Source organism: Achromobacter spanius (assembly GCF_029637605.1).
Lineage (GTDB): Bacteria > Pseudomonadota > Gammaproteobacteria > Burkholderiales > Burkholderiaceae_B > Achromobacter > Achromobacter spanius_E.
The window spans coordinates 75773-98376 of record NZ_CP121261.1; the positions used below are offsets into that span (position 1 = coordinate 75773).

Sequence of the window (22604 nt, forward strand, 5' to 3'; positions counted from 1 at the left end):
GCGGGCCTTTTTTCGTCGCTGCGCGTGGTGCTTACTGGTGGATTGCCGCGGCGACCGCCTGCGTGATCGTGAAATCCACCAAATCGCCCTCCTTGAGTTGCTGCAAGCGCGCTTGCAAGGCCGGGTCTTTGACCTGGATCGTGCGCATGCCGCCCTGTGGCCCCTTCAATGTGACAAGGTTGGCACTCTTGTTGATGTGCCAGATCTCGGCGGTAATCGTGGTTTGGCGGCCCATCGCGCCGCCCGGCTTGGCGCCCGTGGCACTGCGCGTTGCCGCCGTTTCGGTCTTGACTTCAGGGGCGCCTGAACCCGCGGGCCGCACATCTACCCCCACGGATTCGTAGTAATCCAAGGTCAGCATGTCGCCCGTCTTGATCTGCTGAAAATTGCGGACGTCGGGGCCGGCCACGACCTCGACCGTATTGCCGTTGGTTCCTTGCAAGGTGATGGTGCGCGTGGCCGGATCCACAGCGGTGACCTTGCCCGAAGCGGTGGTCATCGCCGCGCCGATAATGCGGGCGGAGGCCGAGATGGGCATCGCCAGCGTGCCCAGCAACAGGCCCGTCAAGGCCAGGCGTGCGACGGGTTTGAAGACGGATGTCGGGTTCTTCATGGTGTGGCGCCCTCCAATAGAGGAAGTGTTGGGGAAAAAATACGAACGGACAGGCGTAGCGCTGCCGGAGGATGGAATCCAACGTCAGGGGGAAGACTGGAAAACAGGGGGGAATGCCGTGCCGGGGCGGCGCAGCGAAACGGAGCAGGCGTGGGGTCTGGCGTAGGACGACATAAATCCGATCTCTCCAACCGGCTATTCTTCAAACGCACTGAGGGTAAATCGCAGGAAAAGACAGGCGAAAGCGCGGTCAGGCGGCTACACTTCTGCCTGCGGCGGGCTTCGGCCCGTTTTGTAGAATACCCGGATGCGGTGTTTTACGATACAAATTGCGCCGCCCCAACTGATTCAGCACCTGCATTTGCCAGCTGGCTTGTTTAAGTGCTAGAATTTCCCGTTTTTCACAACTAATTCAAGGGATTACCTATGGTGGTGATTCGCCTGGCCCGCGGTGGGTCCAAGAAGCGTCCGTTTTACAACCTGGTGGCCACCGATTCGCGTAACCGTCGCGACGGCCGCTTTATCGAGCGCGTGGGTTTCTACAACCCCGTCGCTAGCGAAGGCACGGAAAACCTGCGCATTGCGCTGGATCGCGTGCAGTACTGGACTGGCACCGGCGCCCAACTGTCGCCCGCCGTCGAACGTCTGGTCAAGGACTACTCGGCCAAGGTTTCCGCCGCGGCTTAATTGCCTGCGTCGTATAGCCAAGCCGTTAGTTCAGCTGTAAAGCTACCATTCTTAGCTGTTTCATAACTATCAAGAGCGCGATACATGTCTGATGCCGCAACCTCTAACGCGGCGCCTACGGATTTGATCGAGCTGGGCCGCATCACTGCAGCCTACGGTGTGAAAGGCTGGGTTAAGGTGCAGCCTCATTCGGCCAATGCCGAAGTGCTGCTCTCAGCATCTCAATGGTGGTTGACTCGCCCTGTGCCTGAATTGGCGCGGGGCGCTGTCGCGTCTGCGCCTGTCGCAATCAAGGTGTTGCAAGCTCGCTCGCAGGGCGCCACGGTGGTGGCCCAACTGGCGGGTATTGCGGACCGCGATCAGGCTGAAGCCTTGCGCGGACATTCCGTGCAGGCACCGCGCGGATCTTTTCCCGCGCCGGAAGAAGACGAATACTACTGGGTCGACCTCATCGGCTGCGCGTTGTACACCAGCGCCAACGGTGAGCCCGCGCTGATAGGCGTGGTGGACGAAGTCCTTGATAACGGCGCTCATGCCGTCTTGAAGGTCTTGTGCCAGAAAGTTGGAGCCGAAGGGCCCGAACCCATTCTGAACGCCAAGGGCCGACCCGCCGAAATGCTTGTTCCGTTCGTACGCGCGCATATTCACGCCGTCGATCTGGCCGCTCGCCGCATTGACAGCGACTGGCCGGCGGATCTTTGATGCGATTTGACGTCATTACGCTCTTTCCCGAAATGTTCGGGGTGGTGCGCGATCTGGGTGTCACCGGCCGGGCTCATACCCAGGGCCGGTGGTCGCTGCATGCTTGGAATCCCCGAGATTTCACGCAGGACGTCCATCGCACAGTGGATGACCGCCCTTATGGTGGCGGCCCGGGAATGGTGATGATGGCCGCGCCGCTCGAAGCCGCCGTCAATGCCGCCCAACAAGCGCGTGCCGCGCAAGGCCTGGGGCCTGCCCCCGTGGCGTTGCTGGCGCCGGTCGGTCAGCGTTACGACCAGGCGGGCGCTGAAACCCTGGCCTCGGGTGATGGAATCATCCTGATCTGTGGCCGCTACGAAGGCGTGGATCAACGGTTCATTGAACGTTGCGTCACGCATGAAATCTCGCTGGGCGACTTTGTGTTGTCCGGCGGGGAAATCGCCGCGCTTGCGGTGATCGACGCGGCCGTGCGCCTCTTGCCCGGCGTGCTGAACGACGGCGACTCGGCCTTGCAGGATTCGTTCAACGACACCTTGTCCGGCCTGCTGGACAGCCCGCACTACACGCGCCCGGAAGTCTATGAAGGTGAGTCCGTGCCCGCGCCGCTCTTGAGCGGCCATCATGCCAATATCGCCCGCTGGCGGCGTGAACGTTCGCTGGCCCTGACGGCGGCGCGTCGCCCCGAGCTGATTGAATCGGCTCGTGCCAAGGGGTGGTTGAACAAGGCGGATGAGCGCTATCTGGCAGAGCTGGCCGGCACCTACGACCCCGCATCCGACGCGCCCAAGCGCCGACGCAAGCCCGCGTCAAAGACCTCCGCGCAATCCCCCAAGACGCCCGACGCGTCCTGAGCCGTTCCCCTCTTCAAACTTTTCATGACCGCTAGGGATGTTCCTAGGTTGTGAGCTTGCCGCGTGCTCCTTAGTATTGAAAATTACACATAAATGAAATTTTCACATGAGCAGATCCAACGCGGCCGCCTCGCGGGTGGCCCGACCCGTCCTTGAGCATCGCGCTTCGCCGTCGCCGGCAAGGGCGGCTTCGTTTGCGGGCAGGCCGGAGTCAGCCGTGGATATGTGGTTGGGTCAGCAACTGCGGCAGTTGCGCAAACAGCAAGGCCGATCACTTGCCGATGTGGCGCGCGCCTGCGGGATGTCCCTGGGCTTGCTGAGCCAGATCGAGCGCGGCCTGAGCTCCGCCTCGGTCAAGGTATTGCATCTGCTGGCGCGGGAATTCCAGGTGTCGGTCAATTCACTGCTGCGCAATGCCGAGCACACGCAGGGCGAGGACGGCGGCCGCGTTGCCCGCGCCGGCACGCATCGCTTCATAGATCTAAGCGAAAAAGGCATCAGCAAAGAGATGTACACGCCGCCGGCCTGCAGCAGCATGGACCTGTGCCGGGCCACCATTGAGCCCGGAGGCTCCACCGGCAACGAGCTTTTCGTGACGGGGCAGGGCGAGCAGATTGGGGTGGTGCTCAAGGGTTCACTTGAATTATGGGTAGGCGACCGCGTGATGCTGCTGAATGAGGGCGACAGCTTTTGCTATGCCAGCAGCACTCCGCGCCGCTGGCGCAATCCCGGGTCGCAGACGACCGAGGTCATCTGGGCCATTTCCAACATCACTCAAGCCGCGGGGGACGACACGCAACAAGCGCCGTAAGCGCGCAGCATCCACATCGGCGCGATGACTCTGGGGATTGTCGCGCCACCGGACACGCAACGCGTTGCCCGGACTTCTTTGCCACGATGAGGAAATGTCATGAAATTCAAGACTCTGGTTGTCTCTGTATTTGCAGCATTGTCCATGGCCGCGGGCGCACAAGCCCAAACGGTGTTGAAAGTGGGGTCTACACCCACCGGCAGTCCCTTCACTTTTCTGGACACCAAAGCCAATAGCATCGAAGGCGTGATGGTCGACATCATCAAGGCCGTTGGCAAAGAGGCGGGCTTCGAAGTGCAGATCGAGCCCATGGCGTTTTCCGCATTGATAGGATCGCTGACCTCAAAGCGTATCGACATCGTCTCTGCCGCGATGTTCATCACTCCGCAGCGCCAGCAGATCGTGAGCTTTTCCGAACCCGTCTACCGCTACGGAGAGGGCTTGATGGTGCTGAAGAGCGACAACAAGGAATACAAGTCGTTTGCCGACATGAAAGGCATGACCGTCGGTGTGCAGGTGGGCACGGCTTTTGTCGAACCCGTTCAGAAGAGCGGCGTGTTCAAGGAAGTGAAGCTGTATGACAACCCGCCCGACATGATGCGCGACGCCAATGCCGGCCGCATCCAGGGCGGCTTCATGGACTTCCCGATCGCGGCCTACATCCTGACGCAGGGTAACTACCCCAACCTGAAGATGGCGCAGTCTTATCAACCTACCGTGATGGGCAGCCTTGGGCTGGCTACGCGCAAGGAAGACACCGCGCTGCTGGACCGCATCAACAAGGCGCTGGCCAAGCTCAAGGCGGACGGCGCCATCGACGCCATCCTGAAGAAGTGGGGCCTTTCCGGCTCGTAACGCAGCGTTAGTCACAAGCAAGCAAGCGTTTTTGCAACAGCCTGGCCGGCGCGTATCCGCGCGCCGGCGGGCGGGGCGCATCCCGCGTTCCCGCAGGCGGTCTTGTTGGGGTGGGGTAGTTCATGACGGAATTCTTCAAGGACGCGGCAGAGTACATGCCGATACTGCTGGAAGGCGCGAAGCTGACGATCCTGGTCACGCTGGGTTCGCTCGTGCTGTCGACGGTGCTGGGCCTGGTGTGGGCGCTAATGCGCGTCTCGGGAAACAAATTCCTGTCCAAGTTCAGCGCCGGCGTGATCAATCTGCTGCGCGGCATTCCAATCATCGTGCTGCTGTTCTACATCTATTTCGTGATGCCCGACATGGGGGTGTCGCTGACCGCGGTGCAGGCCGCCATCATCGGGCTGGGGGTGGCGTATTCCGCCTATCAGGCCGAGAATTTCCGCGCGGGGATCCAGGCGATTGACCGTGGGCAGATCGAAGCGGCGATGGCCATGGGCATGAGCTGGAGCATGACGATGCGGCGTGTGGTCTTGCCGCAGGCGGTCAAGATAGTGTTGCCGCCTTACGGCAACATCATGATCATGATGCTCAAGGACTCGTCGCAGGCGTCCACCATCACGGTGGCCGAGCTAGCGCTGCAGGGCAAGCTGATCGCGGTGTCCACGTTCAAGAACGCCACCGTGTTCTCTCTGGTGGCACTGATGTACCTGGTGATGTGCGTGCCCTTGATTCTGCTGGTGCGCCACCTGGAAAAAAGGAGTGCCACCAAGTGATCGAACTTCGCGGAGTCCGCAAGAGCTTCGGCTCGCTGGAGGTGCTGAAAGGCATTGACGCCGACGTCAGCAAGGGCGAGGTGGTCTGCGTGATCGGCCCTTCCGGTTCAGGAAAATCCACGATCCTGCGCTGCATCAACGGGCTTGAACGATACAACGCAGGGCACATCACCGTGGACGGAGAGCGGGTCGATGCCGACGCACCGTCCATCGTGTCCATCCGCACGCAAGTGGCCATGGTGTTTCAGCGCTTCAATTTGTTCCCGCATCGCACCGCGCTGGAAAACGTCATTGAAGGGCCGATCTTCGTGAAGAAAGAACCGCGCGCGCAAGTGATTGAGCGCGGCCGCGAACTGCTGGCCAGCGTGGGCTTGGCGGACAAGGCCGATGCGCATCCGAACCAGTTGTCCGGCGGGCAGCAACAGCGCGTGGCCATCGCGCGCGCGCTGGCCATGCAGCCCAAGGCCATCTTGTTCGACGAACCTACCTCCGCGCTGGACCCCGAACTGGTCGGCGATGTGCTGGGCGTCATGCGCAAGCTGGCGGAAGCCGGCATGACGATGGTCGTCGTGACGCACGAAATGAGCTTTGCCCGCGAGGTTGCCGACCGCGTCATGTTCTTTGACGGCGGGGTCATGGTAGAGCAGGGCGCCGCCCGCGAAGTGCTGAATCATCCGCAGCATCCCCGGACGCAGGATTTCCTGCACCGCGTGCTGCATCCCATGTAAGGAACCGTCATGCAGCAAGCGCCGTTTCCCCTTTCCCCGTCGTTGTGGGCAGCGACCGCGGCGCCACCGCCGTCGACCGAGCCGCTGGCCGCTTCCACGCAAGCGGATGTGTTGGTCATCGGTGGCGGCTACGCCGGTTTGAGCACCGCCTTGCATCTGGCCGAGCGAGGTGTGAAGACCGTCGTGCTGGAAGCGCGCGAAATCGGCTTTGGCGGTTCGGGCCGCAATGGCGGCCAGGTGATTCCAGGCTTGAAATACGATCCGGACGACTTGATCGCCATGTTCGGACCCGAAAAGGGCGACCGGCTATTGCGGTTTGCGGGCAGCACGGCGGACTCGGTGTTCAACCTGATCGACCGCCACGCCATGGACGTGCCGCACGTGCGCAAAGGCTGGATCCAGGGGGCGCATACCGCCGAAGCCTTGCGCATTGCGCACGGGCGCGCGGCGCAATGGGCGCGGCACGGCGTGGACGCGCAACCATTGGATCGGGACCAGGTCGCGCGCTTGCTGGGCACGGATCGCTATCTGGGCGGTTGGGTCGACAAGCGTGCGGGGGCCGTGCAGCCCTTGAGCTACGTGCGCGGCCTGGCGCGCGCCGCCTTGAACGCGGGCGCCGTGATCCACACGGAAACGCCGGTCACCGGCTTGAAGCGTGATGGCGGCAAGTGGACGGTGTCCACCGCGCGCGGCGCAACCGTTACCGCAGACCGCGTTGTGATGTGTACGAATGCCTATGGCGGCGATCTGCTGCCCGGGCTCAAGACCTCCATCATCGACGCCAACACTTTCCAGGTGGCCACGGCGCCGCTGCCGGAATCGGTGCGCGCGGGCATCTTTCCCGAAGGTCACGTCACGTCGGACACCCGCAATCTGCTGCTGTACTTCCGGCTGGACCATCAGGGCCGTCTGTTGATGGGCGGTCGCGGTCCGTTTCGCGAACCCAAGGGGCCGCAAGATTGGGCGCATCTTGAGCGCGTCATGTTGAAGATGTTTCCGCAAGTGGCCGGCACGCCGTTCGAATATCGCTGGTGCGGCCGCGTGGCGATTACGCGCGATTACCTGCCGCATCTGCACGAGCCGCAGCCGGGCTTGCTGGTGGATATTGGTTGCCAGGGGCGTGGCGTCGGGCTGCAGACGAGCATGGGACGCGCGATGGCGGAATATGTGGCCACGGGTGATGCCGCCGCGCTGCCGGTGCCCTTGTCGCCGGTGGTGCCGTTTCCGCTTTATGGCTTGCGCCGGCTGTATGTGAATGCGGTCGTCAGTTGGTATCGCATGACGGACGGCGGCGTGTAGGTGCGGGGCCGTTAACGTCGGCCAGATAAAAAAACACCCCGGGGCGTGAGCGTTCCGGGGTGTTTTGCTTTCGCGCGATCCGCAGTCGCTTATTCGCCCAGCTTGGCGCGCTGTTCGCGCACCTTTTGCAGGGTTTCGCCAAACTGCGCCATGCGCGCCTTTTCCTGTTCGACAACCGCCGCCGGGGCGCGCTCGACAAAGCTGGCGTTCGACAGCTTGCCGTTGGCCTTGGCGATTTCGCCTTCCAGGCGGGCGATTTCCTTGTTCAGGCGGATGCGTTCGGCTGCCACGTCGATCTCAACATGCAACATCAGGCGGCTGGCACCCACCACTTGAACCGGCGCGCCGGCATCCGGCAAGACGTCCAGCACATCGACCTGGCTCAGCTTGGCCAGCGCGGCCAGGTATGGCGCGTTGCGCTTGAGCGTGGGCGCGTCGCCCTGGGCGCACAGCGGCACCTTCTGAGCGGGCGACAGGTTCATTTCGCCGCGCAATGCGCGCACGGCTTCCACTTGCGCCTTCAGCTCGGCTACGTCCGCTTCGGCGGCGGCATCCACGGCGGCCGGATTGGCCTGCGGATACGGCTGCACGCTGACGCTGTCGGCCACGCCTTCCTTGCGCTTTCCCGCCACCACCGACACCTTCTGCCACAGCTCTTCGGTGATGAACGGAATGATGGGGTGGGCCAGGCGCAGCACGCATTCCAGCACGCGGATCAGCGTGCGGCGCGTACCGAGTTGCTGGGCCGGCGTGCCGGTCTGGATCTGCACCTTGGCCAGTTCCAGGTACCAGTCGCAGTATTCGTCCCAGACGTAGCGGTACAGGGCGTTGGCGATGTTGTCGAAGCGGTAGTCGGCAAAGCCGCGTGCCACATCGGCTTCCAACGTTTGCATCTGGCTGATGATCCAGCGGTCCACGAACGAGGTTTCGCCCGCGTCCGAACCGGTCAAGTCATGGCCCTCGGTGTTCATCAGCACGAAGCGCGTGGCGTTCCACAGCTTGTTGCAGAAATTGCGATAGCCCTCGCAGCGCTTCAGGTCGAAGTTGATGTTGCGGCCCAGCGTGGCGTAGGCCGCCATCGTGAAGCGCAGCGCATCGGTGCCGAACGCCGGGATGCCGTCGGGGTATTGGCGGCGCGTGACCTTTTCGATGTTGCCGGCTTGTTTGGGGTTCATCAGGCCGTAGGTGCGCTTCGCAACCAGGCCGTCCAGGTCGATACCGTCGATCAGGTCAACCGGGTCCAGCGTGTTGCCCTTGGACTTGCTCATCTTCTGGCCGTCGGCATCGCGGATCAGGCCGTGCACGTAGACGTGCTTGAACGGGATCTGGCCAGTCATGTGCGTGGTCAGCATGACCATGCGCGCGACCCAGAAGAAGATGATGTCAAAGCCCGTCACCAGCACGCTCGAAGGCAGGTAGCGTTGCAGGTCTGGCGTCTTGTCCGGCCAGCCCAGCGTGGTGAAGGGCACGAGACCCGACGAGAACCAGGTGTCCAGCACGTCCGGATCCCGCGTGAGATCGCCCGTGACGCCGGCGGCGCGCGCCTGCTCGATGGCGCCCGCTTCGTCGTGCGCCACGAAGACCTGGCCGTCTTCGGAATACCAGGCCGGGATCTGATGGCCCCACCACAGTTGGCGCGAAATGCACCAGTCCTGGATGTTGTTCAGCCACTGGTTGTAGATGGTGGTCCAGTTGTCCGGGTAGAACTGGATGCGGCCGTCGGCCACCACTTCCAGCGCCACTTCGGTAATGCTCTTGCCCGGGTTCAGCGTGCCTTCCGGCGCGGGCTTGCTCATGGCCACGAACCATTGGTCGGTCAGCATGGGCTCCAGGACGACGCCGGTGCGATCGCCCTTGGGTTGCATCATCTTGTGCGAGTCGACCTTGACCAGATAGCCTTCGGCATCCAACTGCGCAACGACCGCCTTGCGGGCTTCGTAGCGCTCCAGGCCCTGGAACTGCTTGGGGCCGTTCTCGTTGATGTGTGCGTCCAGCGTGAAGATCACGATCAGGGGCAGATCGTGGCGCATCGCGCAGGCGTAATCGTTGAAGTCATGTGCGCCGGTGATCTTGACGCAGCCCGTACCGAAGTCAGGGTCAACGAAATCGTCGGCAATGATCGGGATGTTGCGGTCGCACAGGGGCAGTTCGACTTCCTTGCCAACCAGGTGCTGATAGCGCGGGTCTTCGGGGTGCACGCACAGCGCGCCGTCGGCCAGCATCGTTTCCGGGCGGGTGGTGGCGATGGTCATGCCGCGCAAGGTGACGGTCTTGCCGTCTTTGTCGACGATGGTCTGCGGACCGTCCACGAAGGGGTAGAGGATGTGCCACATGTGGCCCTCGGTCTCTTCGGACTGCACTTCCAGGTCGGACACGGCGGTCAGCAGCTTCGGGTCCCAGTTGACCAGGCGCTTGCCGCGGTAGATCAGGCCCTGTTTATGCAGGCGCACGAAGGTCTCGACCACGCCGCGCGACATGCGGTCATCCATCGTGAAGTATTCGCGCGGCCAGTCGGCCGACGCGCCTAGGCGGCGCACTTGCTCGGTGATGGCGTTGCCGGACTTTTCCTTCCATTCCCAGACCTTTTCCACGAATTTTTCGCGGCCGAGGTCATGACGGGAAACCTTCTGGGCATCCAACTGTCTTTCAACAACGATCTGGGTCGCGATGCCGGCGTGGTCGGTGCCCGGGATGAACACGGTGTCGTCGCCCGACATGCGGCGGTAGCGAACCAGGCCGTCCATGATGGTCTGGTTGAAGGCGTGGCCCATGTGCAGCGTGCCCGTCACGTTGGGCGGCGGGAACTGGATAACGTAGGGTTGGCTTTCCGTCCCCGTTTTTACGTGCTGGCCCGCCGTGAAATATCCGCGCTTGTCCCATTCGGCATACCAGCGCGATTCCAATTCGGAGGGTTCGAAGCTCTTGGAGAGTTCCGGGGTGTCGCTCGCGGGATTCGCGGCGTTCGGGGGAGCAGCTTGAGTCATTACAGGGTTCCGGCAGACAGGGCGCCCGGCGTAGGGATACGGGCAGCAAACCGCTCATTTTAAGATGTAATGCGGTCTTCTCAGCGTGTTAGAATACCGGGTTACTGTAAACCTTTTAGAAGTCCCTGAATTCATTGAGGTTTCCTTCAGAAATGTGCGCTGAAAAGCCCACGTTTCGGTATCCTCGACAAGAATCATGGGCACGTCCGATCGGTGGCCAGTGTCGAATCCCTGCCTTGGCAAGCGGTTCAGGCCGGCCCGGAATGTTCAACGGAATCGTTCAAACACGCCGGACCGCCTGCGCGCCCAACGCGCGATGACACTTCAAGGGTGACACCGACAAGTGCAGAGCCACGCCAGGCAATTCATCAGAAACCAGTCAGAAATCAGTTTTCGGAGTTCCTAATGTCCATTCAACGCACCCTCTCGATCATCAAGCCCGACGCCGTCGCCAAGAACGTCATCGGCCAGATCGTCGGCCGCTTCGAACAAGCCGGCCTGAAGGTCATCGCTGCCCGCCTGGCGCAACTGTCGCGCGCCGACGCCGAGCGTTTCTACGCCGTGCACAAGGAACGCCCCTTCTTCAAGGACCTGGTCGATTTCATGATCTCGGGCCCCGTGTTCGTACAAGTGCTGGAAGGTGAAGACGCCATCCAGAAGAACCGCGACCTGATGGGCGCCACGGACCCGAAGAAGGCCGAAGCCGGTACCATCCGCGCCGACTTCGCCGACAGCATCGACGCCAACGCCGTGCACGGCTCGGACGCTCCGGAAACGGCTGCTGTCGAAGTCGCTTTCTTCTTCCCCGAAATCAACATCCACAGCCGTTGATTTTCGCGTAAGCACTGAATTAGTTTTTTAGCGTTACCCAGGTCATGGAATCCGTCGAACGAATCAATCTGCTGGGGCTGGATGGCTCCGCCCTGTCCGAACTTGTCGGGCAGTGGGGCGGCAAGCCGTTTCGCGCCCGTCAGTTGCAGCGCTGGATGCACCAGCGCGGCGCCGATTCATTCGACGCCATGACCGACCTGGCTCGCGAATTCCGCAGCCAGCTCGCGTCCAACTGCCGCATCGAGGCCTTGCCCGTCAATATCGAGCAGCGCTCGACCGACGGCACGCGCAAGTGGCTGTTCGACGTGGGGCAGGGCAATGCCATCGAAACAGTCTTCATTCCCGAAGATGATCGCGGCACCCTTTGCATTTCCAGCCAGGCCGGCTGCGTGGTCAATTGCCGCTTTTGCTCGACCGGGCATCAGGGCTTCAACCGCAACCTGAAAACCAGCGAAATCATCGGCCAGTTGTGGTGGGCCAAGCGCGTGCTGGAAGCCGATATCGGCACGGCGCGCCTGGCGAACGCCAAGGCGACCGAAGACACGCGCGTCGTCAGCAACGTGGTCATGATGGGCATGGGCGAGCCTCTGCTCAATTACGACCAGGTGCTGCCGGCCCTGCGCCTGATGCTGGACGACAATGCCTACGGACTGTCGCGCCGTCGCGTCACGGTGTCCACGTCGGGCGTGGTGCCCATGATGGACCGCCTGTCGCAAGACTGTCCGGTGGCGCTGGCGGTGTCGCTGCACGCGCCCAACGACGCGTTGCGCGACGAACTGGTGCCACTGAACAAGAAGTACCCGCTGAAAGAGTTGCTGGCGGCCTGCGAGCGCTATCTGGCGTTTGCCCCGCGCGACTTCATCACCTTTGAATACTGCATGCTGGACGGCATCAACGATACCGACCAGCACGCCAAGGAACTGATCCAAATTGCACGCCAGTTGCGTTGCAAGCTCAATCTGATTCCGTTCAACCCCTTCCCAGAGTCGGGCCTGAAGCGTTCCAACTCCGCCCGCGTGAAGGTGTTTGCGCAGCGGCTGATGGACGCCGGCATCATCACGACCGTGCGCAAGACCCGGGGTGACGACATCGATGCAGCTTGTGGTCAACTGGCCGGAGAAGTGCGCGACCGCACTCGGATTACCGAGCGCAACGCTGCACAGCGCCAGACCATACCAATTAAACAGGTGCATGCATGACGCAGGATGTCGCTTCTGCAGTTTCTGAAACGCCCGCCAGCGAAGCGGGCAATATCGGCTCGGCATTGCGTTCGCTGCGCCAGTCCAAGGGCTGGTCGCTTGATGAGGTTTCCAGCCGCATCAAGTTTTCCACCAAGCAGATTGAAGCCCTTGAAAACGAAGCGTGGGCCGACCTGCCGTCCGGGGTTTCCCTGCGTGGTCTGGTCCGCAACTATGCGCGCCTGCTGGGTGCTGATTCCCAGGCCATCGTCGATTCGCTGGACCCCAAGGCTCGCGTCACGGGTCCGGTGAAACTGAGCCCGGGCGCCCTGCATTCGGCGCACTCCATTCCCCAGTCCAGCGCTGACGATGATCGTTCGTCGTCCGCCTCCTGGGGATGGCTGATCGCCATCGTGCTGGTGCTGGCCGCCGGCGTGGCGTATGCGTTCTGGCAAGGCTGGTTGCCGCAGCAATGGCTGCCGTTCGACTGGCTGCCCAAGCCCACCAAGTAAACCGGTTCCGCCGATGCAAGATTCCTCTCTGCCTTGCCACGATGCGCCGCCTCCCGCCGTAGGAGCCGCCATACGCCGCGCTACCCGCTCTGTTGCGGTGAAGTGGGGCGATCGCGTTGTCATGGTTGGGGGCGATGCCCCGGTCGTGGTGCAGTCCATGACCAATACCGATACCGCGGACCCCATCGCCACGGCGATTCAGGTCAAGGAGCTGGCGATGGCCGGTTCCGAGCTGGTACGGATCACGGTGAATACGCCTGAGGCGGCCCGCGAAGTGGTCGCCATCCGCGAACAGCTTGATCGCATGGGCGTGAATGTGCCGCTGGTAGGAGACTTCCACTACAACGGCCACAAGTTGCTGACGCAGTTTCCGGAATGCGCGCAGGCGCTGTCCAAGTATCGGATCAATCCGGGCAACATGGGCGGCGGCAAGCGGCGCGACGACAACTTCGCGCAGATGATCGAAGTGGCTTGCCGTTACGACAAGCCCGTGCGCATTGGCGTGAACTGGGGCAGCCTGGACCACGAACTGATGGCGCGCAAGATGGACGAAAACAGCCGGCGCGCGCAGCCCTGGGAGGCCCAGGCCGTGATGCGTGACGCGCTGGTCGTCTCTGCCATCACCAACGCGCAGCGCGCCGAAGAGCTTGGCTTGCGCCGTGACGCCATCATCCTGTCGTGCAAGGTCAGCCATGTGCAGGACCTGATCGCGGTCTACCGAGACCTGTCCGCCCGTTGCGATTACCCGCTGCATCTGGGGCTGACCGAAGCCGGCATGGGCAGCAAGGGCATCGTGGCGTCCACTGCCGCGCTGGCCGTGCTGTTGCAGCAGGGTATTGGCGATACCATCCGTATTTCGTTGACGCCGGAACCCGGCGGCGACCGCAGCCGCGAAGCGGTCGTGGCGCAAGAAATCCTGCAGACCATGGGCCTGCGCGCGTTCACTCCCATGGTGGTTGCGTGCCCCGGTTGCGGCCGCACCAGCAGCACGTTCTTCCAGGAACTGGCTGACAGCATCCAGTCTTACCTGCGTCGCCAGATGCCGGTCTGGAAGGCGCAGTACCCCGGCGTCGAAAGCATGAACGTCGCGGTCATGGGCTGTGTGGTCAATGGGCCGGGCGAAAGCCGTCATGCCGATATCGGTATCAGTCTGCCGGGAACGGGTGAAGTGCCCGCGGCGCCGGTATTCGTGGATGGCGAACGCACGGTCACGCTCAAAGGCGATCATATCGCCGAAGAGTTCCAGGCCATCGTCGAAGACTACGTGGCGCGCCGGTACGGCGTGCTCGCCTCTCATTAAAAGAAAGGGTGTAGCCGCAAGCGCGCCGACAGGTGCGCGATGCGGCATGATCAAGATGACTCAAGCTTTCCAGAAAGTCGCCGCCATACGCGGCATGAATGACGTGTTGCCCGGGTCGAGCGCCCGCTGGGAACAATTCGAGGAAATCGTGCGCGGCTGGCTGCGCGGCTACGGCTATCGCAATGTGCGTACGCCCGTGCTTGAGCATACGCGCCTGTTCACGCGCGGCATCGGCGAAGTCACTGACATTGTCGAAAAAGAGATGTACACGTTCACCGATGCCTTGAACGGTGAATCGCTGACGATGCGCCCCGAAATGACGGCCGGTATCGTGCGCGCCTCCATCGAGCACAACATGCTCTATGACCGCCCGCAGCGCGTCTACTCGATTGGCCCGGTGTTTCGCCACGAACGCCCGCAGCGCGGCCGCTACCGCCAGTTTCATCAGGTCGACGTGGAAGCCTTGGGCTTCGTCGGTCCTGATGTGGACGCCGAACTCATCGTCATGCTGGCGCGCCTGTGGAAGTTGCTGGGCTTGACGGATGTGCGCCTGGAACTGAATTCCCTGGGGCAGCCCGCCGAGCGCGCCGCGCATCGCGCCGCATTGATCGAGCACCTGGAAAAGCACCGCGACATTCTCGACGAAGACGGCCAGCGCCGCTTGTACACCAACCCGCTGCGCGTGCTGGATACCAAGAACCCCGCCATGCAGGAAATGGCCAACAGTGCGCCGCGCCTGTTTGATTTCCTGGGCGACGAATCCCGCGCGCACTTCGACGGCGTCTGCCAGCGCCTGACCGAAGCCGGCATTGAATACAGCTTGAACCCGCGCCTGGTGCGTGGTCTGGACTACTACAACCTGACGGTGTTCGAGTGGGTCACCGATCGCCTGGGTTCGCAAGGCACGGTGTGTGGCGGTGGCCGCTACGACGGGCTGATCGAACTGCTGGGCGGCAAGCCCGCGCCCGCGGTCGGCTTTGCCATCGGCATGGAGCGCCTGCTGGACCTCTGGGAACAGAGCGTGCAGTTGGATGCGCCCGCGGAATGCGACGTCTATGTGGTGCACCAAGGTGAAGACGCGCAGCGCCTGGCGGCGAGCGTCGGCGAAACCTTGCGCGATGCCGGTCTGTCGGTGATCGTGCATGCCGGTTCGGCCGGCTTCAAGTCCCAATTCAAGCGTGCGGATGCAAGTGGCGCCCGGGTTGCGGTTATTCTTGGCGCCGACGAAGTCGCTTCGCAGACCGCCAGCGTCAAGTTTTTGCGTGCGGACGCCCAGGGCGACAACGCGCAGCAACAGGTGCCGCTTGCGGACCTGGCTGCGGTACTGAACAACAAGGGTTAAGGCATGGCATACGATCTCGAAGAACAGGAAAAGCTGGACGCCATCAAGGCTTGGTGGGCGCGATACGGCACGCTGGTCGTGTCGCTGTTTGCCGCGGTGGCGCTGGCGTGGGGCGGATGGTGGGGCTGGAAGGCCTACGAGTCGCATCGCACCAACCAGGCCATGGGCTACTTCGAGGCGCTGGAAGACGCAGCCCGCCTGGGGGGCGCTGATTCGTCGGTGCGCATCAAGGCCGCTGCCGCCACGCTGCGCGAACAGTATCCGGCCACTGGCTATGCCGCGCGCGGCGCGTTGGTTGCGGCGCAGGCGCTGCAAGCCCAGAAGGACGATGTCGGCGCACGTGAGCAACTGGAATGGCTGGCGGCGCAGGGCAAGAACCCGTCCATGCAAGCCGTTGCGCGGCTGCGCCTGGCCGGCATGCTGCTGGATCAAAAGCAGTTCGACGCCGCACTGGCGCAATTGAACAACCCGCCTGCCGCGTTTGCGGCCTTGTTCGCGGACCGCCGTGGCGATGTGCTGGCCGCGCAGGGCAAGCGCGATGAGGCGCGTGCGGCGTGGCAAAGCGCCATCGACGGCCTGGGTACGGCGAACCCGCTGACCCAAGTCGTGCAACTGAAATTGGATGCCCTGAGCGGAGCGTGACTGTAATGCGTAAATTTGCACCTGGTCGTACGTGGCGTGGCGCCGTTTGCCTGGCAGGCTTGCTTGCATTGGGCGGTTGCGGCCTGTTTTCCCATGACGACGGCCGTTATGATCCCGCGCCGCTGACCGAGTACAAGGCTGGCATGTCGGTGCGTCAGGTCTGGTCCACGTCGATCGGCAGTGGTTCCGGCTTGGGCTTTGCGCCCACGGTGCTGGGTTCAGCCGTCTACGCCGCCACGCCGGACGGTTCGGTCGGCAAATTCGACCTGCAAAGCGGCCGTCCGTTGTGGAAGGCCAAGACCGATACCAAGCTGTCGGCCGGCGCTGGCAGCGATGGCACCACCACCGCCGTGGCTTCGCCTGATGGCGAAGTCATCGCCTTCGACGACAACGGCAAGGTCAAGTGGAAGGTTCGCGCCACCAGCGACGTATCCGTACCTCCCGTGGTGGGCTATGGCATCGTCGTGGTCCGTAGCGGCGACTACCGCATCCAGGCGTTCGATGCCAACAGCGGCGAACGTGTGTGGAGCGTGCAGCGTCCCGGCCCCTCGCTGGCCTTGCGCAGCGTGTCGCAGATGGTTCTGGCTGAAGGCCTGGTCATCACCGGTCTGCCGGGCGGCAAGCTGATGGCGATTGCGTCGGACAGCGGCAACGTGCAGTGGGAAGGCACCGTGGCGACGCCGCGGGGCGCCAGCGACCTGGAACGCCTGACCGACGTCGTCGGCACGCCGCGGATCGCCGGAAATCTTCTTTGCGCAGTGGCCTATCAAGGGCGTATCGTCTGCTTTGAGGTTACGGCTGGCGGCCGTCCGCTGTGGGCCAAGGATTTCTCCAGCGTCAGCGGCATGACGCTGGATGACCGCTTTGCCTACGCGTCGGATCAAAATAGCGTCGTCAGCGCGTTTGCGCTGGATAATGGCGGCAACGTGTGGAAGCAAGCAGCGCTGAAGAACCGTCAACTGACCGCACCGGCCCTGCTGGGCGGCGCGCTCGCGGTTGGCGATCTTGAAGGCTATCTGCACTTTCTATCGCGTAGTGACGGTAGCCTGATGGCGCGGCTGTCCGTGGGTGGAGGCGCTGTCGTTTCGCCGCCGCAAACCACCCCCCAAGGTGTGCTGGTCCAGACGGGCAATGGCAATCTCGTCCTGATCGGCGCCAACTAAAACCTATAGAACAAAGCCTTACACCGTGTCTTTCAAGCCTGTCGTTGCCCTGGTCGGTCGCCCCAATGTGGGGAAGTCGACCCTTTTCAATCGCCTGACGCGATCTCGCGCCGCGTTGGTGGCCGATTTTTCCGGCCTGACCCGCGATCGCCATTACGGTGAGGGCAGGGTAGGCGAGATCCCGTTCATCGCTATCGATACCGGCGGTTTCGAACCCGTCGCCAAGGACGGAATTCTGCTGGAGATGGCTCGCCAAACCCGGCAGGCCATCGCCGAAGCCGACGTGGTGGTGTTTTTGGTCGACGCGCGCGCCGGCCTGAACGCCCATGATCACGAGATCGCCCAACTGCTGCGCAAGTCTGGCCAGCAGCGCGTTCTGCTGGCGGTGAACAAGGCGGAAGGCATGGGCCTGGGCCCCGCCATTTCCGAATTCCATGAACTTGGCCTGGGTCAACCCTATCCGATTTCGGCGGCGCACGGCGACGGCATCGTCGACCTGATTGAGTTGGCACTGAAGGATCTGGCCGAGCCGCCCGCGGAAGAAGAGCCTTTCGAAGAAGGCGAGGGCGAACACGATCACCGCATCAAGCTGGCCATCGTGGGCCGCCCGAACGTGGGCAAGTCGACGCTCATCAACACGCTGATGGGCGAAGAGCGCGTGATCGCGTTTGACCTGCCCGGCACGACGCGCGACGCCATCGAAATTGACTTCGACCGCGATGGCCGCCGCTACACGCTGATCGACACTGCCGGCCTGCGCAAGCGCGGCAAGGTGTTCGAGGCTGTCGAGAAGTTTTCCGTCATCAAGACGCTGCAGGCCATTGAGGCCAGCAACGTCGTGCTGCTGATGCTGGACGCGCACACCGAGATCTCCGAGCAGGATGCCCACATTGCGGGCTTCGTGCTGGAAACGGGCCGCGCCGTGGTAGTTGCGATCAACAAGTGGGATGGTCTGGACGGCGAGGAAAAGGAACGCATCGAACGCGAATTCCAGCGCAAGCTGCGGTTCCTGTCGTTCGCGCGCATGCACACGATTTCGGCGCTGCGCGGGCAGGGCATCAAGCCGCTGTTGAAGTCCATCAACGCGGCGCATGCCGCGGCGTTCGCCAAATTGTCGACGCCGAAGCTGACGCGCGAATTGCAGGCCGCCATCGAGCAGCAGCAGCCCCCGCGCAAGGGGATCTTCCGCCCCAAGATGCGCTATGCGCACCAAGGTGGTCAGAATCCGCCGCTGGTCATCATCCACGGCAACGCGCTGGACGCTATCCCCGATTCCTATCGGCGTTACCTGGAAACACGTTTCCGCAACGCGTTCGATCTGGCCGGAACCCCGTTGCGTATCGAATTCAAGTCGTCGCATAACCCCTACACGCAGGAAAGCTGATCCATGAGCCGTTTCTGGAGTCCCGTGGTCGGGACGCTCAGTCCGTATGTGCCGGGCGAGCAGCCCAAGCTTCAGAACCTGATCAAGCTGAACACGAACGAGCACCCTTATGGGCCTTCGCCCAGGGTGCTTGAGGCCATCCGTGCAGCCAGTGACGACACCCTCAAACTGTATCCGGACCCGTCGTCCGATCAGCTGCGCCAAGCCATTGCGACCGCTGTTGGCGTGCAAGCCAACCAGGTCTTTGTGGGCAACGGTTCCGACGAGGTGCTGGCGCACGCTTTTCTGGCGCTGCTCAAGCACGACAAGCCGCTGCGCTTTCCGGACATCACCTACAGCTTTTATCCGGTCTATTGCGGCCTGTACGGCATCCAGTACGAAACGGTGCCGTTGGCGGCAGACTTTTCCATCAACGTTGATGACTACCTGCCGGGCGCAAACGGGCAGGCAGGCGCCATCATCTTCCCGAATCCCAATGCGCCTACCGGCCGAGCACTGAGCTTGACCGACGTTGAGCGTATCGTGGCGGCCAACCCGGACGCGGTCGTGGTGGTGGATGAAGCCTATGTGGACTTCGGCGGTGAATCCGCTGTGGGTCTGGTCGCGCGCTACGACAATCTGCTGGTGGTACAGACGCTGTCCAAGTCGCGTTCGCTGGCTGGGTTGCGCGTGGGCTTCGCGGTAGGAAGCGCCGAGCTGATCGATGGCCTCGAGCGCGTAAAGAACAGTTTCAACTCCTACCCCATCGATCGCCTGGCATTGGCCGGCGCAGTGGCGGCATTGGAAGATACAGAGTACTTTGAGCAGACGCGCCAAGCCGTGATCGAAACCCGGTCGCGGATGACGGTGGGCCTGGAGGCGTTGGGCTTTGAGGTGTTGCCGTCAGCGGCGAATTTCGTGTTCGCGCGGCACCCCTTGAAAGACGCTGCGGGCTTGGCCGCCGCCTTGCGCGAACGCAGCATCATCGTGCGTCATTTTCGTCATGCGCGCATTGACCAGTTTCTTCGCATTACCGTGGGCACCGACGAGCAGGTAAACCTGCTTCTGAAAGCGCTCGCGGAGGTCCTGCAAACGTGATTTTCAGAGCCATTTCAGCTTGAAATCTCTGGTGTCACTTTTGCTTCCCGGCCAAGTAGCACGGGCCGGGAAAACCCTGTAGAGTACATGCTTCGATGTGCTCCACCAGTACAAGAAAGCACATCATCATTCAATAACAAACAAATGGAGCCTGGCCAATGAGCAATAAAGGGCAAACTTTGCAAGATCCGTTCCTGAACACGCTGCGCAAGGATCATGTGCCCGTGTCGATTTACTTGGTGAACGGTATCAAGCTTCAAGGGCAAATCGAATCTTTTGATCAGTACGTGGTGCTGCTGCGTAATACGGTCACGCAAATGGTTTACAAGCACGCCATTTCTACCGTCGTTCCCGCACGCGCCGTCAATTTCCAGGTGGAAGTCCCTGCTGAATAGTCTCGCTCCAGCTTTACCTTTTTTTGCCCGCCGGACGGTTCACGTCGGCGGGCATTTTCGCTTTGGCTCCAATATGGTGCATGTATGCGCGCTCTGATTATCAGCGTCGACCTGGGTGACCCGGACTTCGCTGCCCATGCCGAAGAATTCGCCATGCTGGCCAAGGGGGCGGGCGCTGAAGTCGTCGGCACCCTGACCGCCCGGCGTGACCGGCCCGACGCCAAGTTCTTCATCGGCTCGGGCAAGGCGGATGAGGCCGTCGGAATGGCGCAGGCCCTATTTGCCGACATAGTCTTGTTTGACCAACCGCTGTCGCCCGCCCAGCAACGCAACCTGGAGCGCGCGTTTAATCTGCGCGTGGTGGACCGTGTCGCGCTGATCCTGGATATCTTCGCGTTGCGTGCGAAAAGCCACGAAGGCAAATTGCAGGTCGAACTGGCGCAGTTGCAGCATTTGGCCACGCGACTGACGCGCATGTGGAGCCACCTGGAGCGTCAGCGCGGTGGTATCGGGATGCGCGGGCCGGGTGAGTCGCAGCTTGAGATGGACCGCCGCATGATCGGCGCCAAGGTCAAGACGCTGCGCGAACGGCTGGACCGCGTTGAGCGCCAGCGTGTGACCCAGCGTCGTGCGCGGGCGCGAGGCGGCGCCTTGTCGGTGTCGCTGGTGGGTTATACCAACGCGGGAAAATCCACGCTGTTCAATGCGCTGACGCGCGCGGACAGCTATGCCGCCGACCAGCTCTTCGCAACGCTGGATACCACCACCCGCCGCATCTGGATCGAAGGCGCCGGGTCCGTCGTGGTGTCGGACACGGTGGGATTCATCCGTGACCTGCCTCACGGCCTGATTGCCGCGTTCCGCGCAACGCTGGAAGAAACCGTGCATGCCGATCTGCTGCTGCATGTGGTTGATGCAGCCAGCCCCCAGCGCGACGAGCAGATTTTTGAAGTGAACAAGGTACTTGCCGAAATCGGCGCCTCCACCATTCCGACCATCCTGGTATACAACAAGATTGACCGGGCTGGGCTGGAACCCCGGGTGGAACGCGATGCACATGGTACGATTGCGCGAGTATTTGTAAGCGCCACCGAGCGCGCCGGTCTGGATGCGTTGCGCGGGGCAATTGCGGAGACCGGACAGATTGTGGGAAACAATGCCGCGAATTATCAAACTCTTCAATCTGAATGACCCCGGTTGGGGTCGTGGGAACAACAATGGCTCCGAGCCGCCGCCGAAGCGGCCTCAAGGCAATGGAGACGGCCCACCTGACCTGGACGAAGTCTGGCGCGATTTCAACAATCGCATCGGCTCGTTGTTTGGTCGCAAGGGCGGTGGCGGTGGCAACAATCGCCCCAACAACCGCGGCGGCATGACGCCGCCTTCTCCGCGTGGTGCGCGCATCGGCCTGGGGGTTATCGCCCTGGTCGCGGCGGGCATCTGGCTGGCCAGCGGCTTCTACATCGTGCAGGAAGGCCAGGTCGCGGTTGTGACCCAATTCGGCAAATACAAGAGCACGTCGCAAGCCGGTTTCCAATGGCGCTTGCCGTATCCCATTCAAAGCCAGGAAATCGTCAACGTGTCGCAATTGCGCACGTTCGAAGTCGGTTTCCGTGGCGGTTCGCGCAACAAGGTCCTGCCTGAAGCGCTGATGCTGACGACGGACGAGAACATCGTCGACATGCAGTTCGTCGTGCAATACCGCCTGCGTGCCGATGGCGCACCTGACTATCTGTTTGAAATGCGCGACCCGGACGAATCCGTCCGCCAGGCCTCTGAAACGGCCATGCGCGAAGTCGTGGGCAAACAGACGATGGACTTCGTTCTGTACGAAGGCCGTACCCAGGTGGCCACGCAAGTACAGGAGTTGATGCAACAGATCCTGGATCGCTACCAAAGTGGCGTGCAGATCAGCACCGTCGCCATCCAGAACGTGCAGCCGCCCGAGCAGGTGCAAGCCGCCTTCGACGACGCCGTCAAGGCTGGTCAAGACCGCGAGCGCCAGATCAACGAAGGCCAGGCCTATGCCAACCAGGTTGTGCCGCTGGCCAGTGGTCAGGCGTCGCGCATGACTGAACAGGCTGAAGGCTACAAGGCCAAGGTCGTGGGCGACGCGCAGGGTAATACATCGCGCTTCACCAGCATTCTGGGTGAATACGAAAAGGCCCCGCTAGTCATGCGCCAGCGCATGTACCTGGAAAGCATGCAGGACATCTTCACGCGTGCCACCAAGGTCATGGTCGACACCAAGAGCAACAACAACATGTTGTATTTGCCCTTGGACAAGATCATGAATCTGGCAGCTCAAGACGCTGGCAAGTCCACCGTGGGCAACCCGGGTTCGCCTGCCTTGATCAGTCCGCCGGTTCAACCGCCGTTGCGTAGCAACGTGGTCCCGGTGCCTCAGTCTTCCGGCAGCAGCAATAGCAACACGCTGCCTCGCGACCGCACGTCGCGCTAACCCGGAGGAATTC

Annotated in this window: 22 protein-coding genes; 20 read left to right on the forward strand and 2 right to left on the reverse strand. The window is 62.3% G+C overall.

Features of this window, described 5'->3' with window-relative positions:
* Positions 1–31: 31 nt before the first annotated feature.
* Complete coding sequence (locus tag P8T11_RS00330; protein ID WP_268078842.1) at positions 32–613, reverse strand: hypothetical protein; 582 nt, start codon at positions 611–613, stop codon at positions 32–34.
* Between the two features lie 426 nt (positions 614–1039).
* On the opposite strand from P8T11_RS00330, the gene rpsP reads away from it, so the two are divergent.
* The 8 genes from rpsP to P8T11_RS00370 all read left to right on the forward strand — a co-directional run bounded on the left by rpsP (position 1040) and on the right by P8T11_RS00370 (position 7322).
* Positions 1040–1300 (forward strand): 30S ribosomal protein S16, encoded by a 261-nt coding sequence (gene rpsP, locus P8T11_RS00335; RefSeq protein WP_006224007.1) that lies wholly within the window; start codon positions 1040–1042, stop codon positions 1298–1300.
* Between the two features lie 84 nt (positions 1301–1384).
* Entirely contained in the window at positions 1385–2002 is a 618-nt protein-coding gene (rimM, locus tag P8T11_RS00340; RefSeq protein ID WP_268078841.1) for a ribosome maturation factor RimM, read from the forward strand.
* Entirely contained in the window at positions 2002–2853 is an 852-nt protein-coding gene (trmD, locus tag P8T11_RS00345) for a tRNA (guanosine(37)-N1)-methyltransferase TrmD (RefSeq protein WP_268078840.1), read from the forward strand. Before rimM ends, trmD begins: the two co-directional genes overlap by 1 nt.
* Positions 2854–2959: 106 nt before the next feature.
* Positions 2960–3664, forward strand: coding sequence for a helix-turn-helix domain-containing protein (locus tag P8T11_RS00350; RefSeq protein ID WP_268078839.1), 705 nt, complete (start codon positions 2960–2962; stop codon positions 3662–3664).
* Positions 3665–3763: 99 nt separating this feature from the next.
* Positions 3764–4519 (forward strand): ABC transporter substrate-binding protein, encoded by a 756-nt coding sequence (locus P8T11_RS00355; RefSeq protein ID WP_268078838.1) that lies wholly within the window; start codon positions 3764–3766, stop codon positions 4517–4519.
* Between the two features lie 122 nt (positions 4520–4641).
* Positions 4642–5295 (forward strand): amino acid ABC transporter permease, encoded by a 654-nt coding sequence (locus P8T11_RS00360; protein ID WP_268078837.1) that lies wholly within the window; start codon positions 4642–4644, stop codon positions 5293–5295.
* Positions 5292–6023, forward strand: coding sequence for an amino acid ABC transporter ATP-binding protein (locus tag P8T11_RS00365; protein WP_268078836.1), 732 nt, complete (start codon positions 5292–5294; stop codon positions 6021–6023). Before P8T11_RS00360 ends, P8T11_RS00365 begins: the two co-directional genes overlap by 4 nt.
* Before the next feature lie 9 nt (positions 6024–6032).
* A complete protein-coding gene (locus tag P8T11_RS00370) occupies positions 6033–7322 on the forward strand; it encodes an NAD(P)/FAD-dependent oxidoreductase (protein WP_268078835.1) in 1290 nt (429 codons plus the stop codon).
* A gap of 89 nt (positions 7323–7411) precedes the next feature.
* On the opposite strand, the gene P8T11_RS00375 is transcribed toward P8T11_RS00370, so the two are convergent.
* Complete coding sequence (locus P8T11_RS00375; RefSeq protein WP_268078834.1) at positions 7412–10306, reverse strand: valine--tRNA ligase; 2895 nt, start codon at positions 10304–10306, stop codon at positions 7412–7414.
* Positions 10307–10711: 405 nt separating this feature from the next.
* On the opposite strand from P8T11_RS00375, the gene ndk reads away from it, so the two are divergent.
* From ndk to hflK, 12 genes are all read left to right on the forward strand, one after another.
* Positions 10712–11137, forward strand: a complete 426-nt coding sequence (gene ndk, locus P8T11_RS00380; RefSeq protein ID WP_006218576.1) for a nucleoside-diphosphate kinase — start codon at positions 10712–10714, stop codon at positions 11135–11137.
* A 44-nt stretch (positions 11138–11181) separates the two neighbouring features.
* A complete protein-coding gene (rlmN, locus tag P8T11_RS00385; protein WP_050446283.1) occupies positions 11182–12336 on the forward strand; it encodes a 23S rRNA (adenine(2503)-C(2))-methyltransferase RlmN in 1155 nt (384 codons plus the stop codon).
* Positions 12333–12827: a helix-turn-helix domain-containing protein gene (locus P8T11_RS00390; protein ID WP_268078833.1), complete on the forward strand. Its 495-nt coding sequence runs from the start codon at positions 12333–12335 to the stop codon at positions 12825–12827. The genes rlmN and P8T11_RS00390 overlap by 4 nt, the downstream gene beginning before the upstream one ends.
* Positions 12828–12840: 13 nt before the next feature.
* A complete protein-coding gene (gene ispG / locus P8T11_RS00395) occupies positions 12841–14127 on the forward strand; it encodes a flavodoxin-dependent (E)-4-hydroxy-3-methylbut-2-enyl-diphosphate synthase (protein WP_268078832.1) in 1287 nt (428 codons plus the stop codon).
* A gap of 55 nt (positions 14128–14182) precedes the next feature.
* Positions 14183–15469 (forward strand): histidine--tRNA ligase, encoded by a 1287-nt coding sequence (hisS, locus tag P8T11_RS00400; protein WP_268082475.1) that lies wholly within the window; start codon positions 14183–14185, stop codon positions 15467–15469.
* A gap of 3 nt (positions 15470–15472) precedes the next feature.
* Entirely contained in the window at positions 15473–16111 is a 639-nt protein-coding gene (locus tag P8T11_RS00405) for a YfgM family protein (protein WP_268078831.1), read from the forward strand.
* A gap of 5 nt (positions 16112–16116) precedes the next feature.
* Positions 16117–17274 (forward strand): outer membrane protein assembly factor BamB, encoded by a 1158-nt coding sequence (gene bamB / locus P8T11_RS00410; protein ID WP_268078830.1) that lies wholly within the window; start codon positions 16117–16119, stop codon positions 17272–17274.
* Between the two features lie 25 nt (positions 17275–17299).
* A complete protein-coding gene (gene der / locus P8T11_RS00415) occupies positions 17300–18658 on the forward strand; it encodes a ribosome biogenesis GTPase Der (protein ID WP_268078829.1) in 1359 nt (452 codons plus the stop codon).
* A 3-nt stretch (positions 18659–18661) separates the two neighbouring features.
* Positions 18662–19735 carry a histidinol-phosphate transaminase gene (gene hisC, locus P8T11_RS00420; RefSeq protein ID WP_268078828.1) on the forward strand — a complete coding sequence of 358 codons (1074 nt, stop codon included), beginning with the start codon at positions 18662–18664 and terminating at the stop codon, positions 19733–19735.
* A gap of 158 nt (positions 19736–19893) precedes the next feature.
* On the forward strand, positions 19894–20130 hold the full coding sequence (gene hfq / locus P8T11_RS00425; protein WP_006218585.1) for an RNA chaperone Hfq: 237 nt from the start codon (positions 19894–19896) through the stop codon (positions 20128–20130).
* Between the two features lie 84 nt (positions 20131–20214).
* Positions 20215–21321, forward strand: coding sequence for a GTPase HflX (hflX, locus tag P8T11_RS00430; protein ID WP_268078827.1), 1107 nt, complete (start codon positions 20215–20217; stop codon positions 21319–21321).
* Entirely contained in the window at positions 21287–22591 is a 1305-nt protein-coding gene (gene hflK / locus P8T11_RS00435) for an FtsH protease activity modulator HflK (RefSeq protein ID WP_268078826.1), read from the forward strand. The genes hflX and hflK overlap by 35 nt, the downstream gene beginning before the upstream one ends.
* Positions 22592–22604 lie beyond the last annotated feature (13 nt).

Excerpts from the sequence above, each read along its gene's own strand:
- P8T11_RS00330 (WP_268078842.1), bottom strand. The coding sequence starts at position 613 with ATGAAGAACCCGACATCCGTCTTCAAACCCGTCGCACGCCTGGCCTTG.
- rpsP (WP_006224007.1), top strand. The coding sequence starts at position 1,040 with ATGGTGGTGATTCGCCTGGCCCGCGGTGGGTCCAAGAAGCGTCCGTTT.
- rimM (WP_268078841.1), top strand. The coding sequence starts at position 1,385 with ATGTCTGATGCCGCAACCTCTAACGCGGCGCCTACGGATTTGATCGAG.
- trmD (WP_268078840.1), top strand. The coding sequence starts at position 2,002 with ATGCGATTTGACGTCATTACGCTCTTTCCCGAAATGTTCGGGGTGGTG.
- P8T11_RS00350 (WP_268078839.1), top strand. The coding sequence starts at position 2,960 with ATGAGCAGATCCAACGCGGCCGCCTCGCGGGTGGCCCGACCCGTCCTT.
- P8T11_RS00355 (WP_268078838.1), top strand. The coding sequence starts at position 3,764 with ATGAAATTCAAGACTCTGGTTGTCTCTGTATTTGCAGCATTGTCCATG.
- P8T11_RS00360 (WP_268078837.1), top strand. The coding sequence starts at position 4,642 with ATGACGGAATTCTTCAAGGACGCGGCAGAGTACATGCCGATACTGCTG.
- P8T11_RS00370 (WP_268078835.1), top strand. The coding sequence starts at position 6,033 with ATGCAGCAAGCGCCGTTTCCCCTTTCCCCGTCGTTGTGGGCAGCGACC.
- P8T11_RS00375 (WP_268078834.1), bottom strand. The coding sequence starts at position 10,306 with ATGACTCAAGCTGCTCCCCCGAACGCCGCGAATCCCGCGAGCGACACC.
- ndk (WP_006218576.1), top strand. The coding sequence starts at position 10,712 with ATGTCCATTCAACGCACCCTCTCGATCATCAAGCCCGACGCCGTCGCC.
- rlmN (WP_050446283.1), top strand. The coding sequence starts at position 11,182 with ATGGAATCCGTCGAACGAATCAATCTGCTGGGGCTGGATGGCTCCGCC.
- P8T11_RS00390 (WP_268078833.1), top strand. The coding sequence starts at position 12,333 with ATGACGCAGGATGTCGCTTCTGCAGTTTCTGAAACGCCCGCCAGCGAA.
- ispG (WP_268078832.1), top strand. The coding sequence starts at position 12,841 with ATGCAAGATTCCTCTCTGCCTTGCCACGATGCGCCGCCTCCCGCCGTA.
- hisS (WP_268082475.1), top strand. The coding sequence starts at position 14,183 with ATGACTCAAGCTTTCCAGAAAGTCGCCGCCATACGCGGCATGAATGAC.
- P8T11_RS00405 (WP_268078831.1), top strand. The coding sequence starts at position 15,473 with ATGGCATACGATCTCGAAGAACAGGAAAAGCTGGACGCCATCAAGGCT.
- bamB (WP_268078830.1), top strand. The coding sequence starts at position 16,117 with ATGCGTAAATTTGCACCTGGTCGTACGTGGCGTGGCGCCGTTTGCCTG.
- hisC (WP_268078828.1), top strand. The coding sequence starts at position 18,662 with ATGAGCCGTTTCTGGAGTCCCGTGGTCGGGACGCTCAGTCCGTATGTG.
- hfq (WP_006218585.1), top strand. The coding sequence starts at position 19,894 with ATGAGCAATAAAGGGCAAACTTTGCAAGATCCGTTCCTGAACACGCTG.
- hflX (WP_268078827.1), top strand. The coding sequence starts at position 20,215 with ATGCGCGCTCTGATTATCAGCGTCGACCTGGGTGACCCGGACTTCGCT.
- hflK (WP_268078826.1), top strand. The coding sequence starts at position 21,287 with ATGCCGCGAATTATCAAACTCTTCAATCTGAATGACCCCGGTTGGGGT.